Here is a 25,987-nt window from a genome sequence, read left to right on the forward strand (position 1 = left end):
ACGACTATGTGTCCAATCAGGTGCTGGCGGGCATCGGTGGTGGAGGCAATCTGGGTGAGCCGCGTCTGGTGAACTTTGGCGACATCCCCGGCGAGCAGTACTTCTGGGTGCCCATGCTGTACAGCATCTCCGGACGGGTGGAACTGCGCGACTGGGACGCGCCCGTCATTGACATTCCCATCACTGTGGAGCTGCGTCAGGGCGGATATACGATTCGCAGCGAAGTCATCTACCTGGACCCGGACGGCAACTACACCATCCCCGATGTGGAAAACGGCACTTACGACCTCGCCTTCAAAGCCAGCCACTGGCTGCGGACGGTGGTGCGTGGAGTGGACGTGGTTGGTTCCGATGTGATGGGTGTTGACGTCTCGCTCACCAACGGCGATATTGACGGCGACAACGAAGTGACGCTGTTCGACTTCGGTGCACTGGTCGCGGCGTTCGGCAGTGTGCCGCGCGATAGCAACTGGAACCCCGATGCCGACCTGGACGGGGATGAGGAGGTGACGCTGTTCGACTTCGGGATACTGGTGCTCAACTTCGGCGCGATTGGCGATGAGTAGCCCGTATCCCCTTACCTCCTCTCCTGTCTCACGACAGGAGAGGAGGTAACGTTTCTCACTTCCACGTCCAGTATCTGGCTGTCATTCCCTGCGCTGCTTCAGCGTGATGACCGCATCTGCCAGTATGCCCATGCAGGGTCGACCTGCCCGGGCTCCAAAGGCAAGAGGTCCAGGGCTCTTGCAGGGTCCAGAGTGCGCAGTCCTCTGCCGATAACCTCCAGCGCACGCCTGTCGCCGATTTCCGCCAGAGCCTGATGTGCGCCCCACCATACCTCCGACTTCTTACACAGTTCCAGCAACGTGGGAACCGCCTCACGCGCTTTGAGCATGCCTAACACCGCGCACAGCCATATCTTTGCGGTAGGGTGTCTCCACGTTGACCTGGATCTCCGATAGCCGGTTCCACCGCGTCAGGCGCTGCTCCTGCCACGGGGTGAAATCGCCCCGTGCCCAACGGATCATCTCGGCGATGTATGCATCCCGCCCTTTCAGTCGCGCCTGTATCCGTTCAATGGTCACCCGAGCGGCAATGGAGTCCCACAGCGCATACAGGTCACCGTGTTGCAAACGGTGCTTCAGGAAACGCTGCAGCGCGGCGATGGATTCCTCCCCGCCGATATCTCCTAGACGCATCAACGCATACGCCCTGCGACTGGGCAAGTTGTCTTGACCCCTCTGCCCAATCCATTCCAAGTATTCCCCTCTTTCACACGCCTGCAGATACTGTTCCAGCACGTCTAACAGGGGTTGTGGCGAGCGCTGGGAAAGACGATACAGTTGCACCCAACTCTCGGGCGTGCTAAGTAGCACAATCGCAGGCATTCTCAGTTGTTGCTTGAGCGGCGGCAAGTCTGCACGGCAGGTAGCGGTGATGAGGCACACCGTTAGCCACAGAATCGCTTTCGTTTTCACGGTTTGACCTCCTGTTTAAAGTCATTTGCCCCGCGGGTAGAAGTAATCCAGCCATCCACCGCGAGACCAGTCTTTCTCGACGAGACCACCGTTATCGGCCATAACCAGTGAACCTAGGATTTGCCGCCTTATCAGTTACTTCGATGTCCGCGAAGTGTACGATGTATTGCCCTCCGACTTTCTCGTTCATACGCGGAATAACACTGCCCCAGTGATTAGGACGATCATCAAACCAGTTGGGCGGATTGGCATTCCGGTCCGGCCTGTTATCCTCTTCGACCAGTAGTCCCCAGGGGGTTCAGTAATCTATACATTCAACCACCAATTTCGAACACCCTCGCCGTTTTTCGGAAACAGCCGCCAACTTTTTCTGATCTCCTCTCGTTCCTTTGTTTCACGGAAGTGTTTGCCCCCTCGTCGGGTATACTCGATACAGACTCTGACGAAAGGAGATAGTCTCGTGCGCTGTCTGCTTGACCTCGCCGGTGAAACGCATACCGAAGAGACGCTGTATCAACAGTTACGCTTTCCCCCTGCCCCACCCGACCGTCCCTACGTGTTTCTGAATATGGTCAGCACTCTGGACGGTAAAATCACGCTGGGGGAGGTAGGAGATACCGCCGCCGGACTGGGCAGCCCGATGGATCAGGCACTTATGAAACGGCTTCAACGGAACGCACAGGCGGTGCTTATCGGAGCCAGCACGCTGCGAGCCGGACACGTTACTTACCCGGAGACCTTGTGGCGGGCCGTGGTCACTGCCAGCGGCAATGTGCCTACCGAGTCGCGCTTCTTTCGGGAAGCGCCAGGCAAAGCAGTGGTTTTCACGACCGAACAGGTGCCGGAGGTCAAACGCAAAGAGTGGCAGGAGTTTGCCCACGTGGTGGTTTGTGGCACGGACAAGGTGAACCTGATGCAGGCATTGTCTTTCCTGCGGCAGCAGCTGGGGATAGAGCGTCTGCTGTGCGAAGGAGGCGGCGCCCTCAACTACGAAATGTTCGTCGCGGGGCTGATAGACGAGTGGTTCCTGACCCTTGCGCCAAAGGTCAAGGGCGGGCGGCACATCCCCACATCCGTAGAGGGTGATGGACTGCCGCGGGAGCAGGTGGTACGAATGGAACTCGTTTCCGTTTATGAAAACGAGGGGGAGCTGTATCTCCGTTACCGGCGTGTGAGGTAAACGGCGATGTCTCCCGCAGAGTTTCGCCAGCTGGTGCAAGAGGCGATCGACTCCCTGCCCGAAGACATCCTGCGCCACCTGAGGAACGTGGAGGTGCTGGTGGAATGGACACCGCTTCCCGAACATCGGCGCACGGCGGGACTGCGGGCACGAGAAGACCTTTTCGGGCTGTATGAGGGGGTACCGCTGACCGAGCGCGGCGTCCTCTCCGGCGAACCCATCTTCCCCGACCGCATCACCATCTTCCAGCGACCCATTGAACGCCACTATCGCACGCCGGGGCGGATTCGCGATGCCATCCGGCGAACCCTGATTCACGAAATCGCGCATCACTTTGGCATCAGCGACGAACGCCTGCGCGAGCTGGACGCGTACTGAATCTCTCATCATGCGGAGGAAAAGCCATGATTATCTGGATTTGCACCGACATGGAAGGGCTGGCGGGCATCGACCGCTGGGAGCAGTGTTACCATCCCGACGACAACGCCCCGGAGTATCTCTACGGACGCAAGCAGCTCACCGAAGAGGTAAACGCCGCCGTCGCAGGCTGTTTTGACGCCGGAGCGACGGAGGTGCGCGTCATCGACGGGCACGGATGCAATCGCAACAGGGGGTTTCTGCAAGAGAAGCTCGACCCGCGCGTCAAGCAGGTGTGGTACAGCAGCTTCAACCCCCTGCGCATGGAGGGACTGGACGAGACCGTTCACGCGGTAGCGATGATCGGTCAACACGCGATGGCAGGCACCCTGAACGGCTTCATCGACCACACGCAGGTGCCTAAAGAGATTTGCCGTTACCGGATTAACGGCGAGGAGCACGGCGAGATGAGCCAGTTCGCGCTGTACGCGGGCGCATACGGGGTGCCGCTGGTGTATGTGTCGGGCGACGAGGCGTTGTGTGAGGAGGCGCGCCGACTGTTCCCGCACGTGCGCTGCACCCCCACCAAACGCGGCACCGGCTGGGCAACCTGCGAACTCTACCCTCCGGATGAAGTGCGCGCCCGCATCCGCCACGACATCGCCGAAGCCATCCAAAACGCCAACCGCGCCGACGCCTGGCGGGTAACGCCACCCATCGAAGTGTCGGTGGAATGGGCATACAGTGGACTGGCGGATGAACGCGCCCGTTTTGCCGGGGTGCAGCGTGTGGATGCCCGTACGGTGGCATGGAAAATCCACGACCCGCGCGACATCTACATGTTCCCCTGTGAAGCATGGCAACCCGGTATGGCATACCGACAGGGGTGAACACCATGCGGCTAACTGTTGCCCTGTCTTTCTGCCTTCTGCTGCCCTTGTTGTCGACCGCCCAGCCGGAGGTGGTGTGGGTAACCAATAGCGAACAGCTCCGGCAGGCGGTGCGCAACGCCCGACCCAGCACGACCATCCTGCTTGCGCCCGGAGAGTACCTAGGCGGGATTTACCTGGAGAACGTGCGTGGCGAACCGGGCAAACCCATCACCATCGCTGGGCAAGACGCGCAAAAACCGCCCGTCATTCGCGGCGGCGGTACAGGGTTACACATCAGCAGGGCGGCTTACCTGGAGCTGCGCGGACTGGTCATCACAGGGGCGCGGTATAACGGCTTGAACATCGACGACGGTGGACAGGTTGATTCCCCGACGCACCACATCGTGCTGAAAGATATCGCCGTGCGCGACATCGGCCCCCAAGGCAACTGCGATGGCATCAAACTTTCCGGAGTGACCGACTTTCGCGTGGAAGGCTGTACGGTGGAGCAATGGGGAGACGGCGGACAGGGTATCGATATGGTGGGCTGTCACCGCGGGGTCATCGAGCGATGTACCTTGCGCTTCACCGATGACAGAGGGTATGGGGTGCAAGCCAAAGGCGGCAGCAGCAACATCACGATACGGCGGTGCCGCTTCGAACACGCGGGCGCACGCGCCGTGCAGATTGGCGGTAGCACGGGGCTGCAGTTCTTCCGACCGCCGCTAAAGCCGGGTGGGGAACACGCGGAGGCGTGCAACATCACGGTCGAGGGCTGTCTCTTTATCGGTTCCACAGCGGCGGTGAGCTTTGTGGGCGTCGACGGCGCGACCGTGCGCTACAACACCATCTACCTTCCCAAACGCTGGGCGATTCGCATCCTGCAGGAGACGCGCGAGCCGGGTTTTGTGCCCTGCTGTCACGGACGCTTTACCGACAACCTTGTGGTCTTCCGTTCCGGCGAGTGGTTCGAGGGAGGGGTGAACATCGGTGCGGCAACCGCACCGCGCACCTTCACCTTTGCCCGCAACTGGTGGTATTGCGAGGATGCGCCGGAGCGAAGCAAACCGATGCTGCCGGTGTCTGAAAAAGAGGGAGTATACGGCGTAAACCCCCGCCTGCGCGCGCCACAAAACGGCGACCTGTCAGTGGATGAGGCTAGCCCGGCGCGTGGGGTGGGCGCGCACGCTTTGCCGTCGGAGAGCGAATCCACTCCCTGATAAGCTTTGCGTGTAGACGAAGTGGATAACTTGGCATAATTTATTGTAAACGGAGATAAGACAGGAGGTAAAGTGTCGTGACGCAACAGACCAGTTCCTTCGCACGCTGGCAAGCAGACGCCTTGTCTGCCGCCCGCATACAGCGCCTTCTGGACGAGCTGCGATACGCTATCCAGCATACCAACCGCGACACGATGACCCGATGGGCGCTGCAGAGCGTGAAAATCTTCGGAATGGCTGTAAAAAGGCGTGCGGTAAACGTATACACCTTTGCAAAGAGGATGATTACCGTACTGGCTCGCGAAGCAAAAGAGGGCTATGTAGCGGCTGGGCAGGGTCAACTCGCCGAGCACGCCCAGAAGAAGTTACAAGACCTCTCAGCGGCTTTAAAGCGCACGGGCGAAGGCGTCGCCCAGAACGTGCAGGCGATTGCCCAGCGCATCATGGCTAATCCCCGAGATGCGGCGCCGGAGTTGGCAGCAGCCGTATTGGGATTGCTTGCGGGGTCGGGCGGGTTCGACGCCAATGGCGGCATCCCCGATAAAGACATCGCCGTTGGCGGCATTGGAAGCCATCGCTCGGCGTTCACCCACTCTGTACTGACGGGAACAGTGCTGGAGACAGCGGTCTTCTCTCTTGCCCTGCTGGTCAATGCTGTTTACCAGAACTTGCCGGAAGAGCATGACCCCTTCTGGGACAGGATGGTGGCAGAGATGAACCGCATGTCGGTTGCTTTTGTAGCGGGCGCGTGTGCCGGGTTGGCGTATCACCTGCTGGCAGATGCTACCTGGCAGGCAGGAAAGCCCTATGCAGACCTGCCCTTCACGATGCCGATGGAAGGACATCAGGTGCTCATGGGAGGCAGTGCGCTCGCTGAAGCTCTGAGAGCGGGTGAATTCGCAAACCAGCAGGGCAGGAAATCGCTGTCCAGTCACTCATGACACCTTGCACGCGGGTAGTGCGTCCGGCGCGTTTTCGTGGTAAGATTAAAGATGTGATGAACAATGAACAAACGCACCACGATAACGAGAGGCTATACCATTTAATCTCCCTGCTGCTTCGTGCAGGTAACACGGTAAGCGTGCTGCTACTCACGGCAGGCATCGTGCTGATGCTCTGGTATAGAAGCCGTGCCGACTCTCACTCCCACTCCTTCATCACCGCGTGGCATCGCCTGCTGCGGGCAGAACCATCGGGCTTTCTGGAAGTGGGACTGCAGACAGTCATCCTGACGCCGATTGTCGCTTCCGCGTCGATATGCCTTTATGCCATCATCCGGAAACAACGCTTCCTGCTGATACCGTCACTGCTGGTGCTGGGGGGATTGGTGTTGAGCCTATGGATAGGTATCGCGTGGTAGCCCTGCCATCGTATGCGAAGGTGAACCTCACGCTGGACGTGCGGCAGCGATTGCCTGACGGCTATCACCTGATTCAGTCGGTGATGCAGCAGGTCAGTCTCGCCGACGAGGTGGTCGTGAAACTGAGCAACGAGGAAGGGATTCACATCGATTGTACGGACTCCGCGATTCCCTGCGACCAGACGAATCTGGCATGGCGCGCCGCCGAAAAGTTCTACGCCCGCCTGGGCGAAAACCCGCGTGTACACATCACCCTGCGCAAGGGTATACCCGTACAAGCAGGGCTGGGTGGAGGCAGCAGCAACGCGGCGACCACACTGCGCGCCCTGAACATTCTGCATGGACGCCCCCTCTCCATGAAAGACCTGCTATCAATAGCCATCTCTATCGGGTCGGATGTGCCGTTCTTTTTGATTGGGGGTACCGCGCTGGTGGAAGGGCTTGGCGATGCGGTCAGTCCCCTGCCCGTGCCTGCCAGCTATCCGCTGGTGATAGCGGCTCCGTTAACGGGTGTTTCTACCGCATGGGCATATCAGCGCATCGACGAAGAACGCGCTATGAACCAGGAAGAGGAACTGCCTGCACCGCGCACACCGGCAATGGTGAACGCCCTCCGTGCGGGGCTGAACTGGTTACCGCTACTGCACAACGACTTCGAAGCGGTTGTGCTTCCTGAACACCCCCAAATACAACGCGCCAAACTGCTCATGGTATCCTCCGGTGCGCAGGCTGCCCTGTTATGCGGAAGCGGATCGGGGGTCATGGGCGTGTATGCCGATGAAGCCACAGCGCATCGCGCGCTCACGCGCCTGCGACGGGCAGGATTTCGCGCGTGGAGATGTGACTTCTGCTGGCGGTAACAAAAAGTGGGGGTGCGCTGGGCAACGCACCCCCAGTGGGCGGGAGGGGTCAGGCTGCTTTGGGCTGGGGTTTGCGGGCTAAGACCTCGAACTTCGGCTTGTAATCGGGACACTTGTACGACTTGGAATACTCTTTCGGGTTCTCCGCCTCGCTGACGAAAATCTGCGCCCCTGTCACGCCGCACCGCTCGTAGGTGCGGTCGTAGTTGCCGCAGTCGTAGCAGCGGCGTAGCACCGTCCAGCATACGCTACACCGCAGGCTACCGATAAGCTCCACGCGCCCGCACAAGGGGCAGTGGATGTACACCTCGCGGAAGCCGTACTCCTTGTTTTGCAAAGCGGTGCGCACGCGCTGATTGAACTGCTCCAGCTCGTGCTGCAGCTCGCCGGTGGTCGCCAGCAGCTGGTTCATCTGCTGGGTGTTGATGAACTCAATCACGCGGTCATCCAGCAGGTCGGACACCGCGGAGCAGGCTTTCTGCAGGTTCTTCAGGTGCTGTTCGGCGGTCTGCGGTTTGTAAGGTCGCTGGCGTTCACGCCGCGCCCCCAAGTGCTTGAGCATCTCTTCGGTAACGTGCAGCGGGACGCGCAGGAACGCCTCTTTCTTGTTCGGGTATTCCAGAATGGCGTTGACAATCTTCTCCAGGTCGCCGATGGAGAGCTTTTCGTTGCGCACCTTCTCCACGAGGCGCAGCTGGGTACTGACCTCTTTGTTCAGCGGCAACAGGGCACGCGCGTGTCCCTCGGTGAACGTTCCGCCGCTGCCGTTCTGCGATGGCGGCTTCATCAGCTCCTGCTGAATGACCTGCGGCAGTTCCAGCAGCTCCAGATGGCGCTTGAGCGTGCTCTCGCTGACACCCAGCGTGCGTGCTACTTGCTCCCAACTCATCATGGTCAGTAGCCGCTGGATGGCCTGCGCCCGCTCGATGGGGTTCAAGTCTTCACGCTGAAAGTTCTCCAGCAGCGCATCGGCGGCGGCTTCCTCGTCAGTCAACTCACGGATGATAGCAGGTATTTCGGTAAGTCCAGCCATCTGCGCCGCCCGATACCGTCGCTCACCCATGACAATCTCGTAGCGTCCATCAGCAGCCGGGCGGACAACGATGGGTTCCAGTACCCCACGCTCCTTGATGGACTGCGCCAGCTCCTGCAGGCTCTCCTCATAAAAGGTCTGACGAGGCTGGTTTTTGCCAGCGATAATCTTTTCCAGCGGTATCATCTGCATGTCTGGCATCTCAGCGATTCCCTCCCTGTATCTCTTCACAGATTCCTTTCCACACACCCTGCTCTCGAAAACCCGTACCTTTGCGGTTTTCTGAAGGCAAACCCTCTGCTCTACTCTTTGCACAACCGATAATGGTATCAGAAAACGAAGGGGCGATAACGATGCCGCAAAGCACAGCTCTCGATACCCAGATTATCTGTGGGGTACCCGTGCTGCAGTGGCGCGGTGTGCTCGACGATGCCAGGTTAGGATGCTGCGAGCGTATCTTGCAGTCGCTAACGCACAGCGGATACCGTGAACTGGTTCTTGACCTGCGGCAGGCAAGTATCGGTGCCCCACGCGAACTGTGGAGGCTCTTACGTACGCTGGAGAAAATGCTTCCAGCCCACGCGCACGCGGAGGTGGTGTTGCCCGCGGGTAGTCCGCCGGTGCGTCAACCGAAACGGATACGGATAGCCCAATCGGTGGCACTGGCGCTGAGCCATATAACCCGCATTCCCGCAGCAAGTCTGCAGGCATCGCTCACCGTGCATGTGCGCTGGCAAGAAGATCAGGGATGAGGAGTGAAACGCATGGAGCAGAAGCAACCCACCGACCTGAAAGTGGTGCGAATCATCGACCCCTCGCTTTGCGTGGAGTGTCGTTTTGCATATATCGCTACTGTTGAGCTGATGGACGGCAGTCTCAAAGAGATGCTCTACTGCCGTCGCCTGGACTGCGATAACTGGGACTACGCCGAGTGGGATGAGGAGGAATGGAAAGCATTATGGGGGGAAGAGGCGGCATAGTTTCCTCAATCACCAATGAGCGACAACAGCGCCATTTGGTAGCCACCCTTACACTGTTCCGCGACCTGCAGCGCGAATCGGCGGAGCGGGCACTGTTCACGCTGGCGGCACTGGAGTTCTACGAAGAGAAGCTGCTGCGCACCTTGCGTCAGGGAAGCCCCAATACCCTGAAGGATGCTGTCGTGGGGTATTGACGGTCTCTCGAAGCACCCCCTCGTAGCCGCACGCTTCAGGGGGGTGTCTCCCCCGGCGCAGGCTAAAGCCTGCGGCTACAGATGTTGTGATGTAGTCTCAACCGCTTCTATCTCCCGCACCACCCGAAGTACTTTTCGCACAGGGTCGGCGTCTGCCGTCACCGAACGCCCGACGACCAGATAATCCGCCCCCGCCCGAACCGCCTGGGACGGCGTTGTGATGCGCCGCTGGTCGCCTGTACTGTCTCCACTCAATCGGATACCCGGGGTGACAATCAAAAACCCCTCTCCCAGCCGTTTGCGTAGCGCCCTTGCCTCCTGCGCCGACGCCACCACGCCGTCCATACCCGATTCCTTCGCCAGTGACGCCAGATGCACCACCTGATTGCCCGCTCCCCGGCGCGTGCCCACCTGCTCGCGCAACTCCTGCGAGGAGAGGCTGGTCAGCACGGTAACCGCAATCAGCAAGGGTGGTTCGGATGCGGAACGCGCTGCCTCCACTGCTGCCTCCATCATGGCACGCCCACCGGAGGCATGCACGTTCACCATCCAGACACCCATCCGCGCGATGGCGCGCACCGCTCGCGCCACCGTGTTGGGGATGTCATGCAGTTTGGCGTCATAAAACAGCCGGCCGGCACCTGCCTCATGCAAACGCCCAAAGATACCGAAGCCTGCGGCGTGCACCAGCTCCAGCCCCACCTTGAAGCCGCCCACATACGGCGACAGCAACTTTACCCACTGCACCGCCTGTTCGGCGTCGGAAGTGTCCAGCGCAATCAGAATTCGCTCTCGGGCTTGCATCGCTTCACCGTGCCCACGATGTCCTGAACGTCTCTCTCGCCCTGTTCGAGCAGGTAGCGCTCAATTCCCTCCACCACCTCGATACTGACGCGCGGGTTTACATAGTTCGCCGTACCTATGGCTATTGCCGACGCCCCCGCCAGCAGGAACTCCACCGCATCGGTCGCGTTCATAATACCGCCCATGCCGATAATGGGCACCTTCACCGTCTGGGCGACTCTCCAGACCATATACAGCGCGAGGGGCTTAATCGCCGGTCCGGACAGGCCGCCCGTGACGTTTGCCAGTTTGAACCGGCGCGTCTTGGCGTCGATGGCTGTGCCGACGAAGGTATTGACCAAACTCAGAATATCCGCGCCACCATCGACCGCTGCCCGCGCGGTGACCGTAATGTCGGTCACGTTCGGGGAGAGCTTCACCATCAACGGCAGGCGGGTGCGCCTTCGCACTCGCGAAACCACCTCCCGTGTGGCTTCCGGGTCCACCCCAAAATGGATGCCGCCCTTCTCCTGATTGGGACACGAGATGTTCATCTCCAGGGCGTGCACTCCATCTACCCCATCCAGCCGTTCTGCCAGCTGTTCGAACTCCTCGTAAGAATCGCCAGCGATGTTCACAATGACCGCGCACCGGTACCGGCGCAAGAAGGGCAGTTTCTCGCGGATGAACGCCTCCACCCCCACGTTCTGCAGTCCGATGGAGTTCAGGCACCCCGCCGCTGTCTCCACCATGCGGGGCATGGGGTTGCCCACACGCGGATGGAGAGTCGTTCCCTTGACCATAATGCCCCCCAGCCGGTTCAGGTCTACCAGGTCGGCATACTCACTGCCATAACCGAACGTTCCGGATGCCACCAGCACAGGGTTTTGCAGGCGCAACGGTCCCAGATTCACAGACAGGTTCACCCCACTCATTCCCACACCACCTCCGCCGCGTCGAAGACGGGGCCGTCCACACACGCCCGTTTATAGTCTGTGCCTTCGGCAGTGCGCACCTTCACAGCGCAACCCAGACACACACCCAGTCCGCATGGCATCATCGTCTCCACAGACACCTGGCAGGGCAACTGGTGCTTACGCGCGAACTTCGCCACCGCCTCTAACATGCCGGTCGGCCCACAGGTGTATATCTGGCAACGGTCATGCAGCAACTCGCTGCGACCGTACAGCGCTCGCAGCACGTCCGTTACTTTGCCTCGCTCCCCCAGACTGCCGTCTTCCGTGACCGTCCACAGCCGGACGCCCAGGTCTGCAAATTGCTCCTGACATACCAGCAGGTCGTGCCGACGTGCTCCGTTGACCACCACTATCCTGTCACGCGGCACGCCGTGTTGTATCATCTCCTCCGCCAGCAGGTACAGCGGTGGCGCACCCACTCCGCCCGCCACCAGCAGATGGGTCGTGTCCTCGGCAGGCTGCGCGACCGCAAAGCGATTGCCCAGAGGCCCTACCACGAAGACACTCTCGCCCGGCTTCTTGCTTGCCAGCAATCGGGTGAAGGTGCCTCGTACCAGATAGACCACCGAGAAATTGCCCTGCTCGGGGAACCTGCGGAACACGCTGAACGGTCGGCTGAGCAGCGGCTCGTAACCACATTGCACACGTATCTGCACGAACTGCCCGGGCTGCGCATACTGGGCAACCGTCGGGCAATGGATCTCCATTTCAAATTGACCGGTTGCCACCGGTCGGTTGGCAACCACTGCGCAATGCTCTGCACAACGCATGAAACACCTCGTTCGCCGTTTCCCTTTGCCGATTATTCAGTTTACCTCAAGGCGAATCCTGCCCGCGCCGCGAAGACAGGTAGCCATCTTGACTTTTTGCCGTTTTTCGGTTACTAATGTAGTGTGTCGCACACTACCTTCCACATACAACGCTCCACCCCAGATATTCAGGGTGTTGCCCGCTTTGACCGGCGAACGAAGCTTCTGGTACAGCGGCTGCACGCTGGTGACATCGCTATTATCGACCATCCAGACCTCGACGGCGTAGCGGCGGAGGCGTTGGCAGACCGACAGATAGCAGCGGTTGTCAACCTTTCCCCTTTCATCACAGGGCGATACCCCAACGCGGGGCCCAGCATCCTTCTCCGTGCGGGGATACCTTTGTATGAATGCCATGACAGCAATCTGGCGGATGCGGTGCAGGAAGGAGCGAAGGTTACCATTTCAGGGAACACCCTGTGCCTGAACCACCTGCCAGAGGCTTCCTTTCCGTTACAACGTCTGGATGAGGCGCGCGTCCAGCAGCTGCTGGAACTTGCCCAGCAACGGCTGAAGAGCGAGCTGCGCGCTTTTGCGCAGAACACGCTGGAATATCTGCAGGAAGAGAGCGACGCCCTGCTGGATGTGCTGGCAGTGCCGGAAATCAGTACGCCGATAGCCGGGCGACACGCGGTGGTGGTGGTGCGCGGAGAGCGGTTCAAACAGGACCTGATTGCCATTCGCAACTATCTGCGCGAGATGCGCCCCGTGCTCATCGCGGTAGACGGAGGAGCCGACGCGCTGCTGGAGATGGGCTTCCATCCCGATATCATCGTGGGCGACATGGATAGCGTCGGCGATAAAGCGCTGCGATGTGGTGCCGAACTGGTGGTGCATCAGTATACCAGCACAGAGCGTGTTTCGCCGGGCCTGGAACGCGTACAGCGGCTGGGATTGCCACACAAGGTCTGGCGCACTCCGGGCACCAGCGAAGATATCGCCATGCTGCTGGCTTACGAGAAGGGAGCGCAGCTGATTGTGGCGGTGGGCACGCACTTCAGCCTGCTGGAGTTTCTGGAGAAGGGGCGCAGAGGCATGTCCAGCACTTTCCTGACGCGCCTGCGCGTGGGCGATAAACTGGTGGACGCCAAAGGGGTGAGCCAGCTCTATCCCAAGCGGTTCGCCTGGCGCGAGTTCGGCTGGCTGTTTGTGGCAGCGCTGACGCCGGTGGTGGTGGCTTTCCTGCTGTCGCCGATAGGACGTGACCTCGTTCGTCTTTTAATGGTATGGCTGCGTTTGCGCTTGCACTTTTAGGGGGAGAACGGGATGTTTGCAGACCTGCGTTACCATCTGGTCAGCCTGGCAGCGGTGTTCCTCGCGCTGTCGGTTGGGATGCTCATCGGGGGGCTGTTTCTGAACACTGCACCCGCGGAGACACAACAGCGGTTGATTCGGCGCATTCAGGAAGACCTCGCCCGTATTTCTGCCGAAAGCGACCGCAACCGCCGCGATTTCGAGCGCATGGACCAGGCGATGAGAGAGTTAACGCCGCGTCTGGTCAAACAGCGATTGAAGGCGCGACGGATAGCGGTAGTGCAAACAGGCGATGACGACCGCGCACTGGCAGATACCCTGAAAGCATTGCGCGATGCGGGTGCGGAAATCGCTTCGGTAACGGTGGTCACCAATCGATGGCTGGAGCTGACGGATGAGGAAAAAGAGCGCATCATTCGCACCTTGCGCAGCCTGAAGCCCAATCTGCCCGGCGATTTCACCGCCATCGTCAAAGCGCTCGCGAACGGTGTGGCGCTTTTCGGTTACGACCAGACGGTGGAGATATTGCGTCGTGAAGGGCTGATACGCGCTTCGGGCGAATACACCCTGCCCTGCCGCTACGTGGTGATTGTCGGGGGGAGCTCTGTGCCGGACAGCGTCCGTGCGGCAGAGATAGACCGCCCCCTGATTCGCCAATGGCAGAACATAGGCATCGAGGTGGTGGCTACGGAAAGGCACGATTGCGTGTCTTCGCACGTGGCGGTATATCGGGAAACGGATATCGCCAGCGTGGACTGTATCGACATCGCGCTGGGACAGCTGGTGCTGCCTTTCCTGTTTGAGGCGCAGACAGAGGCGTACGGGGTCAAGGACAGTGCGGATAGGGTGCTTCCCCCCGCCCTCGTGGAGGGCAAATGAGGCGCGTCTTTGCCTTAGTGCCAGCGCATAACGAATCGCAAACGGTGGCAGAAACGGTGCGCGCGCTGCTAGCCCTGCCTGCGGAGGTGCTGGTGGTTGCCGACTGCTGCCGCGACGACACCGCCGAGCGCGCCCGAGAAGCCGGTGCGACGGTGCTGGTGCGGCAGGGGCGCGGAGATAAGTCGCGTGCGCTGGCGATGGGCTTCCGATGGATAAAGGCACAGGCACCCTCCGACGAGGACATTGTGCTGCTGATAGATGCCGACGTGGGTTCCACCGCCAGCGAAGCAGTGCATCTGCACGAAGCGATTGCCCATGACGTAGCGGATATGGCTATCGGGGTGTTGCCGCCTGCAGGAAGACACGGCGGTTTCGGGCTGGTGGCAGGGTTCGCGCGATGGGTGTTGCAACGCCGAACGGGCAGACGGTTCCGCACACCCCTGAGCGGTCAGCGAGCCATTCGGTGGAAACTGCTGCGGCAGCTGGATGCGCTGGCACAGGGCTTTGGGGTAGAGGTGGGTTTGACCATCGACCTAACGCATCTGGGCGCGCGCGTACAGGAGGTCGATGTGCGCATGAGGCATCGTTACACGGGCAGAAGCTGGCGGGGGTTCCTGCACAGGGCGAGACAGGGCTGGCATGTTTTGCTTGCCAGCATAGGATTGAGGCGGGTGCAGTTATGGACGCAAGACTGATCGCCATTATCCTCTTTGTGGGGGCGCCTTTCGTGGTGCTGCTGGGTGGTATTGCCGTTTTCCCCAAACTCTGCCGCCGCTGGAACTGGCTGAAGGCAAACTATCGCGGCGAGGTCGTGCCCTGCAGCTACGGGGTCATCTGGTGGGCGTTCTGCAGTGTGCTTTACGCGGAGCTGGCGTGGACAGCGGATTCCGAAACACGCGCGCTGTCGGTAGCGTTTCTGCTGGCGGCGTTTGGCTTCGGGTTGCTGGGACTGATAGACGACCTGTGGGGTGGCACAGAGTTCAGGGGCTTGCGGGGGCATCTGCGCGCCCTGCGGCAGGGCAAGGTCACAACAGGTCTGCTGAAAGCGGCGGGTGGTCTTGCTCTCGCGATGGCAATCGCCTCCCTGTTGCAGACAGGCTGGGCAGTGTTGCCGGCAGGACTGCTGATTGCGCTGATGGCAAACGCAATGAATCTGCTGGACATGCGCCCGGGCAGGGCGGTTTCCGTGTTTCTGGTGCTTTCGGTTGCCGCGGTGGTTTACCTGTTACGCAGCGAGCAGGCATTGACGGCGGCGTTGCTGGGCTTCTTGATGGCGGCTGCGCTTTTGCTGCGCCGACGTGACGCCGCTGGCGAGGCGATGATGGGCGACGTCGGCTCCAACCTGCTGGGCGGGGTGCTGGGCGTCTCGCTGGTGGCGGGTCTGCCGCTGTGGACAGAGGCGACCGTCTTGCTCCTGCTGGCGGCGCTGCATGTTGCCGCGGAACGTGTCTCTCTCAGCCAGTGGATCGAAAACACCCCTTGGGCACACCAGATAGACCGCTGGATGGGGGTTCGATAGGTCTGTCCGCTATTGGTCAAGCACCCTGCGTATCCCCCACAGGATGGATTTGTAGAAGGGGTCATCGATGCGGGTGATGTGGACGCCAACGCCACCCGATGAGTGGATGAAATGCTCCGCGTCGATAACCATCCCCACATGCGTCACGGTACGCTGGTGGGGGTCGCTGCCCCCCGCGAAGAAGATGAGGTCGCCTGGCTGCGTTTCCGAAATGTCCACTGCCGTCGTTCGGGCGAAATCCGCCTGAAGGTCGGCATCTCGCGGTAGCACCAGTCCACACATGCGATACACCAGCTGCACGAAGCCCGAGCAGTCCAGTCCAAAGGGTGAACTGCCGCCCCACAGGTAGGGAACACCCAGCAACCGTCTGGCAGTGTATACCAGAGCGTTTTGCCAGCCCATGCGCGGCACACGGTAAGGCTCCACATTTTTGCCCTGCAGGATAACCGTCCCTTCCACACGCAGCGAGCCCGCGCGGCTTATTGCAACCCATTGCGGGGTCACGTCCTGCGCCGCCATCCAGCCCGTTCGCCCATCCGGCAGAACGACCCGAAGCCAGTCCTCATACCACTCGTTTCCTTCCAGCCATGCTCCCATCGGAGCAATCGTTAAATGGGGGGCATTGTAGTCGGGTTTCTCGCGCACGAACGCCCAGAGCGCGTTGACCCGATAAACCTGTCCGGGTGCCGGGTACTCCTCGCTGTCATCCAACAGGCATATCTGCTTCGCCCGTACCCATCCCGTATATCCATCGTCCGTCTGCACGTTCACCCAGTTTTGCCCGGAATCGGGAGGGCTCAGCAGCAAAAGGGTGTGTCCCAGCAGCATCTGGGAGACCTGCTCGCTGTCGCCGTCCGGCTGGGCGTGCATTTTGACCACATTATGGATGGCTACTGCGCGGGGCAATTTCGTCCTCCAATGGCTCAAAATACCGTATTTTTCACAGCTATCAGGCGTGTTCGAATGTCCTAAGATAAAAGTGGCTACGCGCCACGCAGCCGATGCGGTGGGCAGGAGGGCGGAAGAGCCGGTGGAGAACGTCGGGCGCCGCCGTCCTGCCCTTTTTTGCTTAGAACGAGAAGAAGTCGCCGAGACGCTGGGCAAGGAACAGGTCTCCATCCACCACTACCTGTCCGCTCATGTATGCCTGTTCCGGACCCATCCTGCCCTCTACCAGCGCGAGGAACGTCTGCGCGTTGGTGGTAATGGTCACGTCTGCCTGCGCACCGGATGCTCCGCGGCGGACGTTACACTTGTTGTTGGCAATCTCGATCTCCCACACGCCACCGCCTTCTCCGGTAATCGTGATGCGGTACAGCACCTTAGCACCGTATGCCCGTTCGGGGCGGAAGCGTGATGGCAGATTGTCAAAGAAAGCGGCTACCGGCGATTTCGCTGCTTCCGCTACCGCAGGAGGCGACTGCTTTGCCATCGCGATGAGCGCGTCCGCAACCAGCCGCCCCGCTTTCTCGCCAACGCTCATGCTGGTTTCGTAGCGATACAGCGACAGCCCGTAATCCGCCTCAGAGAGGATGTACCCCAGCTCGTCGTTTGCCAGACCGATGACCAGCTTCGGGTTCCCCTTCATGTGTCGCTTTATCTGGAAGCCGATGTTCGGCAGCGCCTCGCCGGGCAGAGTAACCATCTCCACCGGACCCAGCGTCACATGCATCACTTCGGTAACGACCTCATCGGTTTGCAGGACGGGTTCGGGGAACAGTCCGGCTCTCGCTGCTTGCTTGAACTGCTCATTCTCGACAGGAATGGTGATTTCAGCGCGTCGTATGGACAGGGATGCCTCCTTCAGCTCGGTAGCATTCTTCAGTGCGTTCAGAGCTGCCTGTCCCAGCGCGTTACCCACGCGCTCACACTCCCTCCAGTCGTTGCCGGGCGAGTCGACAGTGACCATGCCGCCCAGTGCACCGTTCAGGAACAGGGCGATGCCGCCCTCCGCGCCCTCGATGGTCTGGCGCATATAGTGCACGATGTCGGAGGTGAGCGAGCGAATGTTCATCAGCTCGGGGTGCACCGCGTAGTTCACGATGGTGGCAATGGTCTTGTTATCGCTGGCGTTTCGCAGTTGCAACACCGCAATGGAGGTATCCAGTATCTCCGCCACGCGTACATTGCGGGAAACGCCCGTCACGCCCTCCCCACTGGCAACACGCAGTACTGCCGGTTGCAGATTCTTTGCTGCCTCTTCAATCGCGTCTGCCACTTTCTGCTTCATCTGGGCGTACCACTCTTTATCCACACCCGACACGCCCTGCTCTGGCTGTCCCCACAGACCGATGCTGTCCGGACCGCTATGCGTATGGGTCGCCGCGATGATGATGTGGGAGGCCGGTACAGAGGCGACTTTGCTGCGTATCTCCTGCACTGCGGGGTACAGCAGTCCAATCAGGTCGCAGGAGACGATAGCCATCTTCACCTCGCCCGCCTGAATCACCACCGCAGTGGCATACACGTCATCGTGTATCTCTTCCGCACGGCGGTTGGCGCTGTAGCCAGCCAGATATGGTAGTTTCTCCGGGGTTATCTTCACACGAGCTGCGCCTGCCTGAAGGCTCTGTGACCATGATGCAGTCAGGGGCAACAAGACAAACAGCATGGCAATCGAGAACACTGGCATCAAACGGAACATGGGTGTTTACTCCTCCCCTCCCTCATGAAGATACTTGCCGGTAACCTGTTCTACGGCAACGGCAGGATTCCTTGCGAAAGCTTCGCCGTTGGGAAGAACACGCTACCGCGTTGCAGCGCCGACATTGCCGCTGATTTGCACCGCTCCGGCAGAACGGTTCGTGATGCGCACCTCACCCGTGACCACGTTGTCCGTGATAACGGCGCGACGCACTCCTTCCCCGATATCCACCTGCGGGCGGTCGTCGCGGAACTCACAACCCCGCACCAGCACCGTGCCGCCGCGTGCCTGAATGGCTGCGCGTCCCTCCTTGTCCTTGTCCCACTGCATGAATGTGCAGTCGGAGAAGCCAACCGTGCCACTGCCCTCAATCACCGCAATCTGTTTGTTGGGTCCCCAGTAGGCGCAGTTGACGAAGCGCACCGTGCCCGAATGGGTGGGGGCGACGCGCACCATGGTGGGGTCGCTGCCGCGAAACGAGACGAACTCGCCGTTGGTAATCAGCACCCCCATTGGCGCGGTCTGCTCCACCAGCACCGCTACCAGACAGTCGTCCGCGCCGATGCCCAGGAAATTGCCGTTGCACACCCCTGCTTTCGTCTGGGTGAATCGGTAGCCCACCTTGTAGCCGTAGCAGAAGGTGTTCAAAACGTACTGCCAGTCGCTGCGTCCGAAGATGAACGCCTCGCCGTTTTGCATCTGCCACTCGAACAGTTTGGGCTTCATGCTGAACCAGGGGTTAAAGTGCACGTTCTCGATGCGTCCGATGTCGTATATCTGGTCCACCAGCACCCCCCGCCTCAGGGGTTGACCATGCACGTTGCGTATCAGATGGCGCTCGTTCTGGGTGGCGTCGATGCCGTTATAGGGGTTGAGCATCTCCACATCCAGCACAGCAGGATTCTTGCCGCGCATGGCGATTGCCCACGGGTAGGGAGTGGGCACGTCGTCGGTCTTCTGTTCGGGATAGTACAGCACCACGCCCTTCAGGGTACTGTTGGTGTTCAGGGTGATGAAGGCAGCACCTTCCTCACTGCCCGCGCCCCCGGTGATGAGAAAGGTCGTACCGTCATCGGTGGGTTTGGGCAACCCTGCGTCGCGGATGCCGTTATGTGCGGGTACCGACTCCCACACGCCTTTCAGGGTGACGCCATTGGGCACCACGAGGTGCCCTTTGAACAGGTAATTTCCCCTTGGGGCGTACACCACGCCGCCGCCCGCCTTGCCCGCCTCGTCCAGTGCGCGCTGAAAGGCAGCGGTATCATCGGTTTTGCCGTCGCCTTTCGCACCGAAATCGCGCACATTGTACACATCACGCTCTGCCATCGCAGCTATACCTCCTGTGAACAAGATGACGGACATCACTAACAGAAACCATCGCATGACTGGAATACCTCCGTATTCGTTTCTCTGGCGGCGAGATTCGGCAGAGAGCGGGAAGCGTCCTTGCGGGATAAAAACGTCGCGCAGGAGCCATTCCTGCGCGACGCTAATGGTTTACGCTTTATTGACAGGTTTGTCCCTGCGGATAGGTATAGATGCCCATGCGCTCGTACTCGCAGATGAGCTGTGCCTGCGACTTGCGTGTGCCGTCGGGGTTGGTCAGGGCGGGGTCGCGGTAATACTTCGCATGCCCGTCGGCGAAAATCCAGTTGCGCCCACCCATGTGGCGCTGTCCCTTAGGCCATCGGCGGTTTGGCGCGCCGTTGTCGTAGCCCGGTGCGATGTACCAGCCCGCAAAGGCGTTGCCGTTGGGCTCGATGCGGCTGCCGACGTCGGTTACATAGAATGTCTGGGCTGGGAACTGGATGGACGCCATCGGCAACATCTTGCGGCAGTCATACTGATCCCAGCTAATGTAGTAGCCTCCGGCGAGCAGGTAGTTTCCTGCGTACGACAGGGGAAGCACGTCTCGCATCCCGTTGACCACATTGCGGATACCGGGGTACGCGCCGGGAACGCCCGCGGCTAACAGCTGCAACTCGTAGCAAGTGGAGCCGAATTTGCTGAAACCGCCACGGTCCGGGTCGCTGGGACATACGAGAATCTGATAGTTCTTCTTGTAGGGGATAATCGCCAGCGGGAAGGCAAACACGCCGCTCCAGTAGGGGTCTGAGCCATCCGTGACCACACGACAGCCCTCCGACTGAGGCGCGCTACATGGACCTACCCATCCCGTCTCCGGAAGTATCTCATCGTAGTCCTGCGCGTACATCATCGAAGCCAGACCAATCTGCTTGGTGTTGGACAGGCAGCTGGTCTTGCGTGCCTGCTCACGTGCCTGCGCGAATACCGGGAACAGGATGGCTGCCAGTATCGCGATAATCGCTATCACCACGAGCAGTTCAATCAGGGTAAAAGCCTTTCTGGACATTGCCCGATACCTCCTCTTGACGTAGATTTGCCAATAAATCTTAGCACCGGTAACGAGGAGAGTCAACTGGTTCCGAGGTGCATCGGTGTTAAAAGGCGTTTAAGGTTCGATGTGTACTGCGACGTGGTCGGATGAAAACTCTGGGAGGAGACTGCTCTTGCTGCGATTGTGACAGCACCTGTCAGTGATGCCGCGCACCTGCGAAGCACCTCAAGTCGTTTCACTGAGAGAGCCAGCAAAGGGTCTCCGCCTCCTCGCTGCGGTCAGAAGGGTAGTGGGGTTACAGAATGACCGTTCCCGCCAGACTAAAACTTCACTCCCAGCTTCAACCGCGCCTCGTACTCGGTCTGGCTCGGCTGGAAGATGCGGTCGCGCTGGTAGGTGGTCAGTGAGCCTTCCAGACTGACGTTGAACACATCGCTCAGCGCATAGCGGTAACCGAGTCGATAGGTGTGCGCCGCCAGCTCGCTGGTGGTCTGTTGCCGGCTCAGCTGGTAGCCCGTCAAGATCTCCATCAGCGGCGAGAAGCGGTAGATGATCGCCACATCCGCCAGCGTCATGTTTGTGCTGTTGAGCAGGTCACGGCGCACACCCAGGCTTCCCCGCAGGGTGAGTGCGTTCATCTGCGCCTGCAGCTTCACGTCTGCTTGCTCCTGCTGTTTGATGTTGCCCTTGTTGTCCTCCGGGTTGCGCGTGTAGCTGCCCGTGACGCTGAGCGACTGCGACGGCTGTACACTCAGCGCAAGCCCCCACGTCTCCGGCGGCACCGTGCCCTCCTGCAAGCGCAGCCGATGGGTGGCTTCCAGACGCCACGTGCGGTTGGGAGCAATCTGCGCCCGCAGGGTGCGTACATAGTCCTCCCGCTCACCAGCATAGCGACCCTGCACCCCGGTCTCCAGCCGAATACCCTGCCATGGCTGCAACGCCAGTAATACGTCCCGCTTCAGCGATGCCCGCTCGCCTGTGGTTTCCAGCGATGCCCCGGTCTCCAGCTGCAGGGTTGGGCGAGGAGTGCTGACCACACGCACACTGGTAGCCGTAGCGCGGTCGCCCAGCTCTCCCTGTCGCTGCATGTAGCTGCCCAGCAGCCGATAGGTGGAAGACGGCTTCGCTTCCAACCCGAGGCTCAGTTCCGTCTGCTGCTTCTCACCGATTTCGTCGTAGCGGATGCCCGTGCGCACCTGCACACCCTGTGCAGGAGAGGTGGTAACTCCCAGCGCGGCGGCCGAGCGTTCCGTGGCGCCCTGCATGCCTGTCAGCTTCTGTTGCTCCAGCAACGCCTGCGCCTGCGTATTTGGAGTAAGGTTCACCTGCGCCGTCAGGCGGTCGGTGGTGACTTCCGAACGCCCCTGCAGCAGGCTTTGCTGTTCCTGTGTGTGCCGCTCGATGCCCGCCGCCAGCGCGCCCCGATGCATACTCACCGATGCGGAGGTGGTGGTCACGGTCGCGAGGGGGTTCTCCTGATTCAGGTAGGAGACCACGGCGCGGATGCCCTCCGCAGGGTTATAGGCGAGGGTAGCGGACGTGCCCGCCGCCTTCGCGCCACCCAGTTCGCTCTGCTGGTAACCCAGCGACAGGTTCAGCCGCTGGCTCAGCATCATCTTCAGCGCGGTGCTGAACGCATCGGTATCGGGCTTTACTTTCCACGCCTGCGCGCCGGCGAACTCGCGCCCGGTACGCAGGTAGCTCAGCGTCCATTCGGCGAGGTCGCTCTTAGCAGTTGCCTGCAGGCGCAGTCCGCTTTTGTCATCGATTCGCCCTCGCGCGTTGGGGTCGGTCATGAAGGTCGCGCTAATCTGGGTGCTTCCCGCAGGCAACAGTTCGCCTGTCAGACCCAGCAGGGTGGTCTCTTTGCCGGGCTTATCCAGCGAGGCGGAGTAGGCACCGGTCAGGGCGAGTTTGCCCCGCGCGGCGTTCAGCAGCTCCATGTCCAGCGGCAGTTGCAGCGTCCGCGGATTGCGCTGAGCGGTCTTCGCGTCCACCTCATAGGTTACCTGTGCCATGCTCCCGTTGCGCAGCGGTTGCGTGAAGGTCAGTGTGCCCGCCGCGTAATCGATGGTGTATTCCTCTCCGCGTGTGAGCGTGCGCCCATCCACCACCACGCGCTCGCTTCGGTTCAGCACTCCTTTCCACGAGAGCAGATAGGGACCGCGCGTGTTGCGACCGATGAACACGTCGGTGTAGCGGAGGTACGCCGAATCCCCACCGGACAGCGCCGCAGGCACGTTCGCCGGTTGCTGCGCCGCCGTCGGTAATAGCCACGCCATGCACAAGATACCAGTTGTGAGCAGAGCCAACAGGGCGCGCATTGCTATTCCCCTCCCACCTGTATTATAGACGCTTTTTGCACGAAATGCATTACAGTCTTTTCATCCCCTTTGCGTAGACAGCAAATAGGGATACAATATCCCTCGGGGTATTGCGGATGGAGAGCGTGAGCCGTTTGCAACAACCGGTCGTGGACGTGGTGGTGGACCTGCCTGCGGCGCTACAGGAGGTGTTTACCTATGTGCTGCCGCGCGCGCTGGAGCCGAAGGTGCAGGTGGGTAGCTGCGTGCTGGTGCCGTTCAGCGGGCAGGAGGTGCTGGGCTACGTGGCGCGCCGCTACCTGATGGACCCTCGCGAGGCGGGAAAGCTCAAGCAGGTTATCGACGTGGTGGAAGGCAGCCTGCCTCTGGATGAGAACCGCCTCGCGCTGGCGGAGTGGCTGGCACAGGAATACCGTTGCGGGCTGGCGGCGGCAGTGCGCCTGCTTGCGCCCACCGAGATGGTGGCGAAGGTGCAGCGCGTGCTCTGCCTCACGCCGCAGGTGCAGCAGCAGGAGCTGTGGGAACTCTCCCCAAACGCCCCAGAACGTCGCCTGCTGGAGCTGCTGCAGTCGGCAGGAGGTCAATTACCGGAAGCGACGGCGAAAGCGCAGCTGGGCGCGACGTTATTCAACACCGCCATCTACCGGCTCAAGCGGCGTGGGCTGGTGGAGCAGAAGAACGTGCTGGCGGCGGCAACCGCCAGAGCGCGTGTGCTGAGACATGTTCGCCTGAACATCCCACCCGAGCAGGCAGAGAATCTGGCGGAGGCGTGCGCCTCGCGCGCTCCGGCGCAGGCGGCTTTGTTGCGTGCGCTGGCTGTGGCGCAGGAGGAGATGCTGCCGATGGCGGAGCTGCTGCGGCAGGTGGGGGTCTCCGCCAGCGCACTGAAGAGCCTGCAGATGCGGGGGGTGGTGGATTTCGCCGATGTGCCCGTTTACCGCTCACCGTTTGGCAAGATAAGCCCGTCGGGCACAGATGCACCTCTACAGGTCACTCCCGACCAGGAGCGATGCCTGTCCGCCATCGGGCAGGCGATCGAGTCGGGCGAGCATCGCAGTTTCCTGCTGTTCGGCGTGACGGGCAGTGGTAAGACGGAGGTCTATCTTCGGGCGGTATCTCAGGCGTTATCGCGGGGGCGCAGCGCGCTGATTCTGGTGCCCGAAATCGCGCTGGCGGCGCAGGTGGTGGAGGCGGTGAAGGCGCGATTCGGCAATCTGGTGGCGGTGCTGCACAGCGCGCTATCGGCAGGGGAGCGATTTGACGAGTGGCGCAGGGCACGCGAGCAGCGGGCGCGAGTGGTCGTGGGGGCGCGGTCGGCGGTGTTTGCCCCCCTGGAGAATCTGGGGTTGATTGTGATAGACGAAGAGCACGAGGGGGCGTACAAACAGCAGGAGCACGTGCCGCGCTACCATGCCCGCACGGTGGCTCTGGAGCGGGCACGTCGTGAGCGTGCGGTGCTGCTGATGGGCAGTGCCACGCCGTCGGTGGAGATGTTCTATGAGGCACAGCAAGGGATACACACACTCCTGCACCTGCCTACGCGCGTGGAAGGGCGTCCCCTGCCAGCGGTGCACGTGGTGGACATGCGCGATTCCCCGAGGGCGCGAGGAGGCGTCTTCAGCCAGCAGATGGCGCAGGCGATTGCCGAACGCCTGCGGCGGGGCGAGCAGGTCATTCTGTTCCTGAACCGTCGGGCGTACGCCTCGTTTGTGATGTGCCGAAAATGCGGCTACGTGGTGAAGTGCCATCGTTGCGAGGTATCCTTATCCTATCACAAGGTAGACCATTCCCTGCGCTGCCACCACTGCGACTACCGACGAAGCGTGCCTGAGAAGTGTCCTTCGTGTGGCGCGGTGCAGATTTACCCCTTCGGGCTGGGCACGCAGAGGGTGGAGGAGGAGGTACAGCAGCTTTTCCCTGAGGCGCGCCTGCTGCGCATGGACCGCGATACCACCACCCGAAAGGGCGCGCACCACGTGTTGCTGGCGCGCTTTCGCGCACACGAAGCGGACGTGCTCATCGGCACGCAGATGGTGGCGAAGGGACTGGACTTTCCAGATGTGACGTTGGTGGGCGTGGTGAGTGCGGATACCGCGTTGCATATCCCCGACTTCCGCGCCGGCGAAAGGGCTTTCCAGCTGCTCACGCAGGTGGCTGGCAGAGCGGGCAGGGCACACCAGCCGGGTGAGGTTGTCGTGCAAACCTTCAACCCTGAACACGAGGCAGTACAGACCGCAGCTACTCACGACTACCTGCAGTTTTATGAACGTGAAATCGCGCACCGCGAGGAGCTGCGCTACCCACCTTTCTCGCGGCTGGCGAATATACTCGCCACCCATCCCGAAGAGGCGAAAGCGGAGGAGATGAGCCGCAGGGCAGCGGACAGGATCCGCGACGTGATACAGTCGGAGCATATCGAAGCGGAGGTTTTGGGGCCGGTACAGGCTCCTATAGCCCGTTTACGCGGCTTGTGGCGGTGGCACTGCCTGGTCAAGTGCTATCAACCAAAAGCGTTGCCCGATTTGCTGCACTGTGCGCTGGGCGGGATGTCGTATCCGCAGGGGGGTGCATTGCAGGTGGATATCGATCCTTACAGCGTATTATGAATCACCGAATCTGATGGATTGCCATTGGCAAGGCAGAAGTTGAGGAACGGCTCCACCTCGCGAGCCAGATCTGGGTCTACATGAACCAGTTGACGCCATATCTGGCGGTTGCGACGCGAAATGTGTTCCAGCTGGTCGGCGGGCACTTCTACCACTACCAGCTGCCAGCTTCGTGGGAACAATAGAGGTGTCCACTTCCGGCTTGCCATCCTGCGCACTCCATCCCTGGTATTGCGTTACACTCTATATTCTGGCAAGACGGCAAGAGATAAACACGGCAATTGTACGGGGAATGGCTA

28 protein-coding genes are annotated in these 25,987 nt (G+C 60.7%); 16 read left to right on the forward strand and 12 right to left on the reverse strand.

Annotation, left to right across the window (positions count from 1 at the left end; all coding sequences use genetic code 11):
* Nucleotides 1–566: hypothetical protein (locus tag K6U75_12455; GenBank protein MCL6475850.1), on the forward strand; the 566-nt coding region annotated here is incomplete at its 5' end.
* Between the two features lie 98 nt (nucleotides 567–664).
* Here the strand turns inward: K6U75_12455 and K6U75_12460 are convergent.
* Together K6U75_12460 and K6U75_12465 are read right to left on the reverse strand one after the other, a co-directional pair.
* Nucleotides 665–895, reverse strand: coding sequence for a hypothetical protein (locus K6U75_12460; protein ID MCL6475851.1), 231 nt, complete (start codon nucleotides 893–895; stop codon nucleotides 665–667).
* Nucleotides 879–1,478, reverse strand: a complete 600-nt coding sequence (locus K6U75_12465) for a hypothetical protein (GenBank protein ID MCL6475852.1) — start codon at nucleotides 1,476–1,478, stop codon at nucleotides 879–881. Before K6U75_12465 ends, K6U75_12460 begins: the two co-directional genes overlap by 17 nt.
* Nucleotides 1,479–1,938: 460 nt before the next feature.
* Here K6U75_12465 and K6U75_12470 point away from each other — a divergent pair, with 460 nt between their 5' ends.
* The 7 genes from K6U75_12470 to ispE all read left to right on the forward strand — a co-directional run bounded on the left by K6U75_12470 (nucleotide 1,939) and on the right by ispE (nucleotide 7,327).
* Nucleotides 1,939–2,658 carry a dihydrofolate reductase family protein gene (locus K6U75_12470; GenBank protein ID MCL6475853.1) on the forward strand — a complete coding sequence of 240 codons (720 nt, stop codon included), beginning with the start codon at nucleotides 1,939–1,941 and terminating at the stop codon, nucleotides 2,656–2,658.
* 6 nt (nucleotides 2,659–2,664) lie between these two features.
* Complete coding sequence (locus K6U75_12475) at nucleotides 2,665–3,036, forward strand: metallopeptidase family protein (GenBank protein ID MCL6475854.1); 372 nt, start codon at nucleotides 2,665–2,667, stop codon at nucleotides 3,034–3,036.
* Between the two features lie 26 nt (nucleotides 3,037–3,062).
* Complete coding sequence (locus K6U75_12480; protein ID MCL6475855.1) at nucleotides 3,063–3,905, forward strand: M55 family metallopeptidase; 843 nt, start codon at nucleotides 3,063–3,065, stop codon at nucleotides 3,903–3,905.
* Nucleotides 3,872–5,107 (forward strand): right-handed parallel beta-helix repeat-containing protein, encoded by a 1,236-nt coding sequence (locus K6U75_12485; protein MCL6475856.1) that lies wholly within the window; start codon nucleotides 3,872–3,874, stop codon nucleotides 5,105–5,107. Before K6U75_12480 ends, K6U75_12485 begins: the two co-directional genes overlap by 34 nt.
* A 77-nt stretch (nucleotides 5,108–5,184) precedes the next feature.
* Complete coding sequence (locus tag K6U75_12490; protein MCL6475857.1) at nucleotides 5,185–6,048, forward strand: hypothetical protein; 864 nt, start codon at nucleotides 5,185–5,187, stop codon at nucleotides 6,046–6,048.
* A 56-nt stretch (nucleotides 6,049–6,104) separates the two neighbouring features.
* On the forward strand, nucleotides 6,105–6,467 hold the full coding sequence (locus tag K6U75_12495; protein MCL6475858.1) for a DUF1634 domain-containing protein: 363 nt from the start codon (nucleotides 6,105–6,107) through the stop codon (nucleotides 6,465–6,467).
* On the forward strand, nucleotides 6,446–7,327 hold the full coding sequence (gene ispE, locus K6U75_12500) for a 4-(cytidine 5'-diphospho)-2-C-methyl-D-erythritol kinase (protein ID MCL6475859.1): 882 nt from the start codon (nucleotides 6,446–6,448) through the stop codon (nucleotides 7,325–7,327). Before K6U75_12495 ends, ispE begins: the two co-directional genes overlap by 22 nt.
* Nucleotides 7,328–7,376: 49 nt before the next feature.
* Here ispE and K6U75_12505 read toward each other — a convergent pair whose 3' ends face one another.
* Nucleotides 7,377–8,561 (reverse strand): ParB/RepB/Spo0J family partition protein, encoded by a 1,185-nt coding sequence (locus K6U75_12505; protein ID MCL6475860.1) that lies wholly within the window; start codon nucleotides 8,559–8,561, stop codon nucleotides 7,377–7,379.
* Nucleotides 8,562–8,713: 152 nt separating this feature from the next.
* On the opposite strand from K6U75_12505, the gene K6U75_12510 reads away from it, so the two are divergent.
* The 3 genes from K6U75_12510 to K6U75_12520 are packed head-to-tail and all read left to right on the forward strand — an operon-like array spanning nucleotide 8,714 to nucleotide 9,534.
* Entirely contained in the window at nucleotides 8,714–9,112 is a 399-nt protein-coding gene (locus K6U75_12510) for a hypothetical protein (GenBank protein ID MCL6475861.1), read from the forward strand.
* A gap of 12 nt (nucleotides 9,113–9,124) precedes the next feature.
* Nucleotides 9,125–9,340 carry a hypothetical protein gene (locus K6U75_12515; GenBank protein MCL6475862.1) on the forward strand — a complete coding sequence of 72 codons (216 nt, stop codon included), beginning with the start codon at nucleotides 9,125–9,127 and terminating at the stop codon, nucleotides 9,338–9,340.
* Nucleotides 9,307–9,534, forward strand: coding sequence for a hypothetical protein (locus K6U75_12520; GenBank protein MCL6475863.1), 228 nt, complete (start codon nucleotides 9,307–9,309; stop codon nucleotides 9,532–9,534). Before K6U75_12515 ends, K6U75_12520 begins: the two co-directional genes overlap by 34 nt.
* A gap of 75 nt (nucleotides 9,535–9,609) precedes the next feature.
* Here K6U75_12520 and pyrF read toward each other — a convergent pair whose 3' ends face one another.
* Genes pyrF through K6U75_12535 form a run of 3 tightly spaced genes read right to left on the reverse strand, consistent with a single transcriptional unit; the run spans nucleotide 9,610 to nucleotide 12,064 of the window.
* Nucleotides 9,610–10,338, reverse strand: a complete 729-nt coding sequence (pyrF, locus tag K6U75_12525) for an orotidine-5'-phosphate decarboxylase (protein MCL6475864.1) — start codon at nucleotides 10,336–10,338, stop codon at nucleotides 9,610–9,612.
* Nucleotides 10,314–11,252 (reverse strand): dihydroorotate dehydrogenase, encoded by a 939-nt coding sequence (locus K6U75_12530; GenBank protein MCL6475865.1) that lies wholly within the window; start codon nucleotides 11,250–11,252, stop codon nucleotides 10,314–10,316. Before K6U75_12530 ends, pyrF begins: the two co-directional genes overlap by 25 nt.
* Nucleotides 11,249–12,064 (reverse strand): dihydroorotate dehydrogenase electron transfer subunit, encoded by an 816-nt coding sequence (locus K6U75_12535; protein MCL6475866.1) that lies wholly within the window; start codon nucleotides 12,062–12,064, stop codon nucleotides 11,249–11,251. The genes K6U75_12530 and K6U75_12535 overlap by 4 nt, the downstream gene beginning before the upstream one ends.
* 165 nt (nucleotides 12,065–12,229) lie before the next feature.
* Between K6U75_12535 and K6U75_12540 the strand changes: the two genes are divergently transcribed.
* From K6U75_12540 to K6U75_12555, 4 genes are read left to right on the forward strand one after another with little or no spacing between them, the layout of a single operon-like run.
* Complete coding sequence (locus K6U75_12540) at nucleotides 12,230–13,357, forward strand: hypothetical protein (GenBank protein ID MCL6475867.1); 1,128 nt, start codon at nucleotides 12,230–12,232, stop codon at nucleotides 13,355–13,357.
* A 12-nt stretch (nucleotides 13,358–13,369) separates the two neighbouring features.
* Entirely contained in the window at nucleotides 13,370–14,236 is an 867-nt protein-coding gene (locus tag K6U75_12545) for a copper transporter (protein ID MCL6475868.1), read from the forward strand.
* Nucleotides 14,233–14,931 (forward strand): glycosyltransferase family 2 protein, encoded by a 699-nt coding sequence (locus tag K6U75_12550; protein MCL6475869.1) that lies wholly within the window; start codon nucleotides 14,233–14,235, stop codon nucleotides 14,929–14,931. Before K6U75_12545 ends, K6U75_12550 begins: the two co-directional genes overlap by 4 nt.
* The gene (locus tag K6U75_12555) at nucleotides 14,916–15,755 is read left to right on the forward strand and encodes a hypothetical protein (protein ID MCL6475870.1); all 840 of its coding nucleotides are present in this window, start codon (nucleotides 14,916–14,918) and stop codon (nucleotides 15,753–15,755) included. The genes K6U75_12550 and K6U75_12555 overlap by 16 nt, the downstream gene beginning before the upstream one ends.
* A 9-nt stretch (nucleotides 15,756–15,764) precedes the next feature.
* Here the strand turns inward: K6U75_12555 and K6U75_12560 are convergent, their stop codons facing one another.
* From K6U75_12560 to K6U75_12580, 5 genes are all read right to left on the reverse strand, one after another.
* Nucleotides 15,765–16,661 carry a C40 family peptidase gene (locus tag K6U75_12560; GenBank protein ID MCL6475871.1) on the reverse strand — a complete coding sequence of 299 codons (897 nt, stop codon included), beginning with the start codon at nucleotides 16,659–16,661 and terminating at the stop codon, nucleotides 15,765–15,767.
* Between the two features lie 163 nt (nucleotides 16,662–16,824).
* On the reverse strand, nucleotides 16,825–18,399 hold the full coding sequence (locus K6U75_12565) for a neutral/alkaline non-lysosomal ceramidase N-terminal domain-containing protein (protein MCL6475872.1): 1,575 nt from the start codon (nucleotides 18,397–18,399) through the stop codon (nucleotides 16,825–16,827).
* 102 nt (nucleotides 18,400–18,501) lie between these two features.
* The gene (locus K6U75_12570; GenBank protein MCL6475873.1) at nucleotides 18,502–19,725 is read right to left on the reverse strand and encodes a glycoside hydrolase family 55 protein; all 1,224 of its coding nucleotides are present in this window, start codon (nucleotides 19,723–19,725) and stop codon (nucleotides 18,502–18,504) included.
* 178 nt (nucleotides 19,726–19,903) lie between these two features.
* Nucleotides 19,904–20,773 carry a DUF1559 domain-containing protein gene (locus K6U75_12575; protein MCL6475874.1) on the reverse strand — a complete coding sequence of 290 codons (870 nt, stop codon included), beginning with the start codon at nucleotides 20,771–20,773 and terminating at the stop codon, nucleotides 19,904–19,906.
* A gap of 305 nt (nucleotides 20,774–21,078) precedes the next feature.
* On the reverse strand, nucleotides 21,079–23,082 hold the full coding sequence (locus K6U75_12580; protein ID MCL6475875.1) for a hypothetical protein: 2,004 nt from the start codon (nucleotides 23,080–23,082) through the stop codon (nucleotides 21,079–21,081).
* A gap of 125 nt (nucleotides 23,083–23,207) precedes the next feature.
* Between K6U75_12580 and priA the strand changes: the two genes are divergently transcribed.
* Nucleotides 23,208–25,688, forward strand: a complete 2,481-nt coding sequence (gene priA, locus K6U75_12585; protein ID MCL6475876.1) for a primosomal protein N' — start codon at nucleotides 23,208–23,210, stop codon at nucleotides 25,686–25,688.
* On the opposite strand, the gene K6U75_12590 is transcribed toward priA, so the two are convergent.
* A complete protein-coding gene (locus K6U75_12590; protein ID MCL6475877.1) occupies nucleotides 25,673–25,897 on the reverse strand; it encodes a hypothetical protein in 225 nt (74 codons plus the stop codon). The genes priA and K6U75_12590 overlap by 16 nt on opposite strands.
* Nucleotides 25,898–25,987: the final 90 nt, after the last annotated feature.

The sequence above is a fragment of the Bacillota bacterium genome (genome assembly GCA_023511455.1).
Classification (GTDB): domain Bacteria; phylum Armatimonadota; class HRBIN16; order HRBIN16; family HRBIN16; genus HRBIN16.

What these genes read in the sequence shown, in the direction of transcription:
- K6U75_12460 (MCL6475851.1), bottom strand. Translation starts at nt 895, where the DNA reads ATGCTCAAAGCGCGTGAGGCGGTTCCCACGTTGCTGGAACTGTGTAAG.
- K6U75_12475 (MCL6475854.1), top strand. Translation starts at nt 2,665, where the DNA reads ATGTCTCCCGCAGAGTTTCGCCAGCTGGTGCAAGAGGCGATCGACTCC.
- K6U75_12480 (MCL6475855.1), top strand. Translation starts at nt 3,063, where the DNA reads ATGATTATCTGGATTTGCACCGACATGGAAGGGCTGGCGGGCATCGAC.
- K6U75_12485 (MCL6475856.1), top strand. Translation starts at nt 3,872, where the DNA reads ATGGCAACCCGGTATGGCATACCGACAGGGGTGAACACCATGCGGCTA.
- K6U75_12495 (MCL6475858.1), top strand. Translation starts at nt 6,105, where the DNA reads ATGAACAATGAACAAACGCACCACGATAACGAGAGGCTATACCATTTA.
- ispE (MCL6475859.1), top strand. Translation starts at nt 6,446, where the DNA reads ATGGATAGGTATCGCGTGGTAGCCCTGCCATCGTATGCGAAGGTGAAC.
- K6U75_12505 (MCL6475860.1), bottom strand. Translation starts at nt 8,561, where the DNA reads ATGCCAGACATGCAGATGATACCGCTGGAAAAGATTATCGCTGGCAAA.
- K6U75_12510 (MCL6475861.1), top strand. Translation starts at nt 8,714, where the DNA reads ATGCCGCAAAGCACAGCTCTCGATACCCAGATTATCTGTGGGGTACCC.
- K6U75_12515 (MCL6475862.1), top strand. Translation starts at nt 9,125, where the DNA reads ATGGAGCAGAAGCAACCCACCGACCTGAAAGTGGTGCGAATCATCGAC.
- K6U75_12520 (MCL6475863.1), top strand. Translation starts at nt 9,307, where the DNA reads ATGGAAAGCATTATGGGGGGAAGAGGCGGCATAGTTTCCTCAATCACC.
- pyrF (MCL6475864.1), bottom strand. Translation starts at nt 10,338, where the DNA reads ATGCAAGCCCGAGAGCGAATTCTGATTGCGCTGGACACTTCCGACGCC.
- K6U75_12530 (MCL6475865.1), bottom strand. Translation starts at nt 11,252, where the DNA reads ATGAGTGGGGTGAACCTGTCTGTGAATCTGGGACCGTTGCGCCTGCAA.
- K6U75_12535 (MCL6475866.1), bottom strand. Translation starts at nt 12,064, where the DNA reads ATGCGTTGTGCAGAGCATTGCGCAGTGGTTGCCAACCGACCGGTGGCA.
- K6U75_12545 (MCL6475868.1), top strand. Translation starts at nt 13,370, where the DNA reads ATGTTTGCAGACCTGCGTTACCATCTGGTCAGCCTGGCAGCGGTGTTC.
- K6U75_12550 (MCL6475869.1), top strand. Translation starts at nt 14,233, where the DNA reads ATGAGGCGCGTCTTTGCCTTAGTGCCAGCGCATAACGAATCGCAAACG.
- K6U75_12555 (MCL6475870.1), top strand. Translation starts at nt 14,916, where the DNA reads ATGGACGCAAGACTGATCGCCATTATCCTCTTTGTGGGGGCGCCTTTC.
- K6U75_12565 (MCL6475872.1), bottom strand. Translation starts at nt 18,399, where the DNA reads ATGTTCCGTTTGATGCCAGTGTTCTCGATTGCCATGCTGTTTGTCTTG.
- K6U75_12570 (MCL6475873.1), bottom strand. Translation starts at nt 19,725, where the DNA reads ATGGCAGAGCGTGATGTGTACAATGTGCGCGATTTCGGTGCGAAAGGC.
- K6U75_12575 (MCL6475874.1), bottom strand. Translation starts at nt 20,773, where the DNA reads ATGTCCAGAAAGGCTTTTACCCTGATTGAACTGCTCGTGGTGATAGCG.
- K6U75_12580 (MCL6475875.1), bottom strand. Translation starts at nt 23,082, where the DNA reads ATGCGCGCCCTGTTGGCTCTGCTCACAACTGGTATCTTGTGCATGGCG.
- K6U75_12590 (MCL6475877.1), bottom strand. Translation starts at nt 25,897, where the DNA reads ATGGCAAGCCGGAAGTGGACACCTCTATTGTTCCCACGAAGCTGGCAG.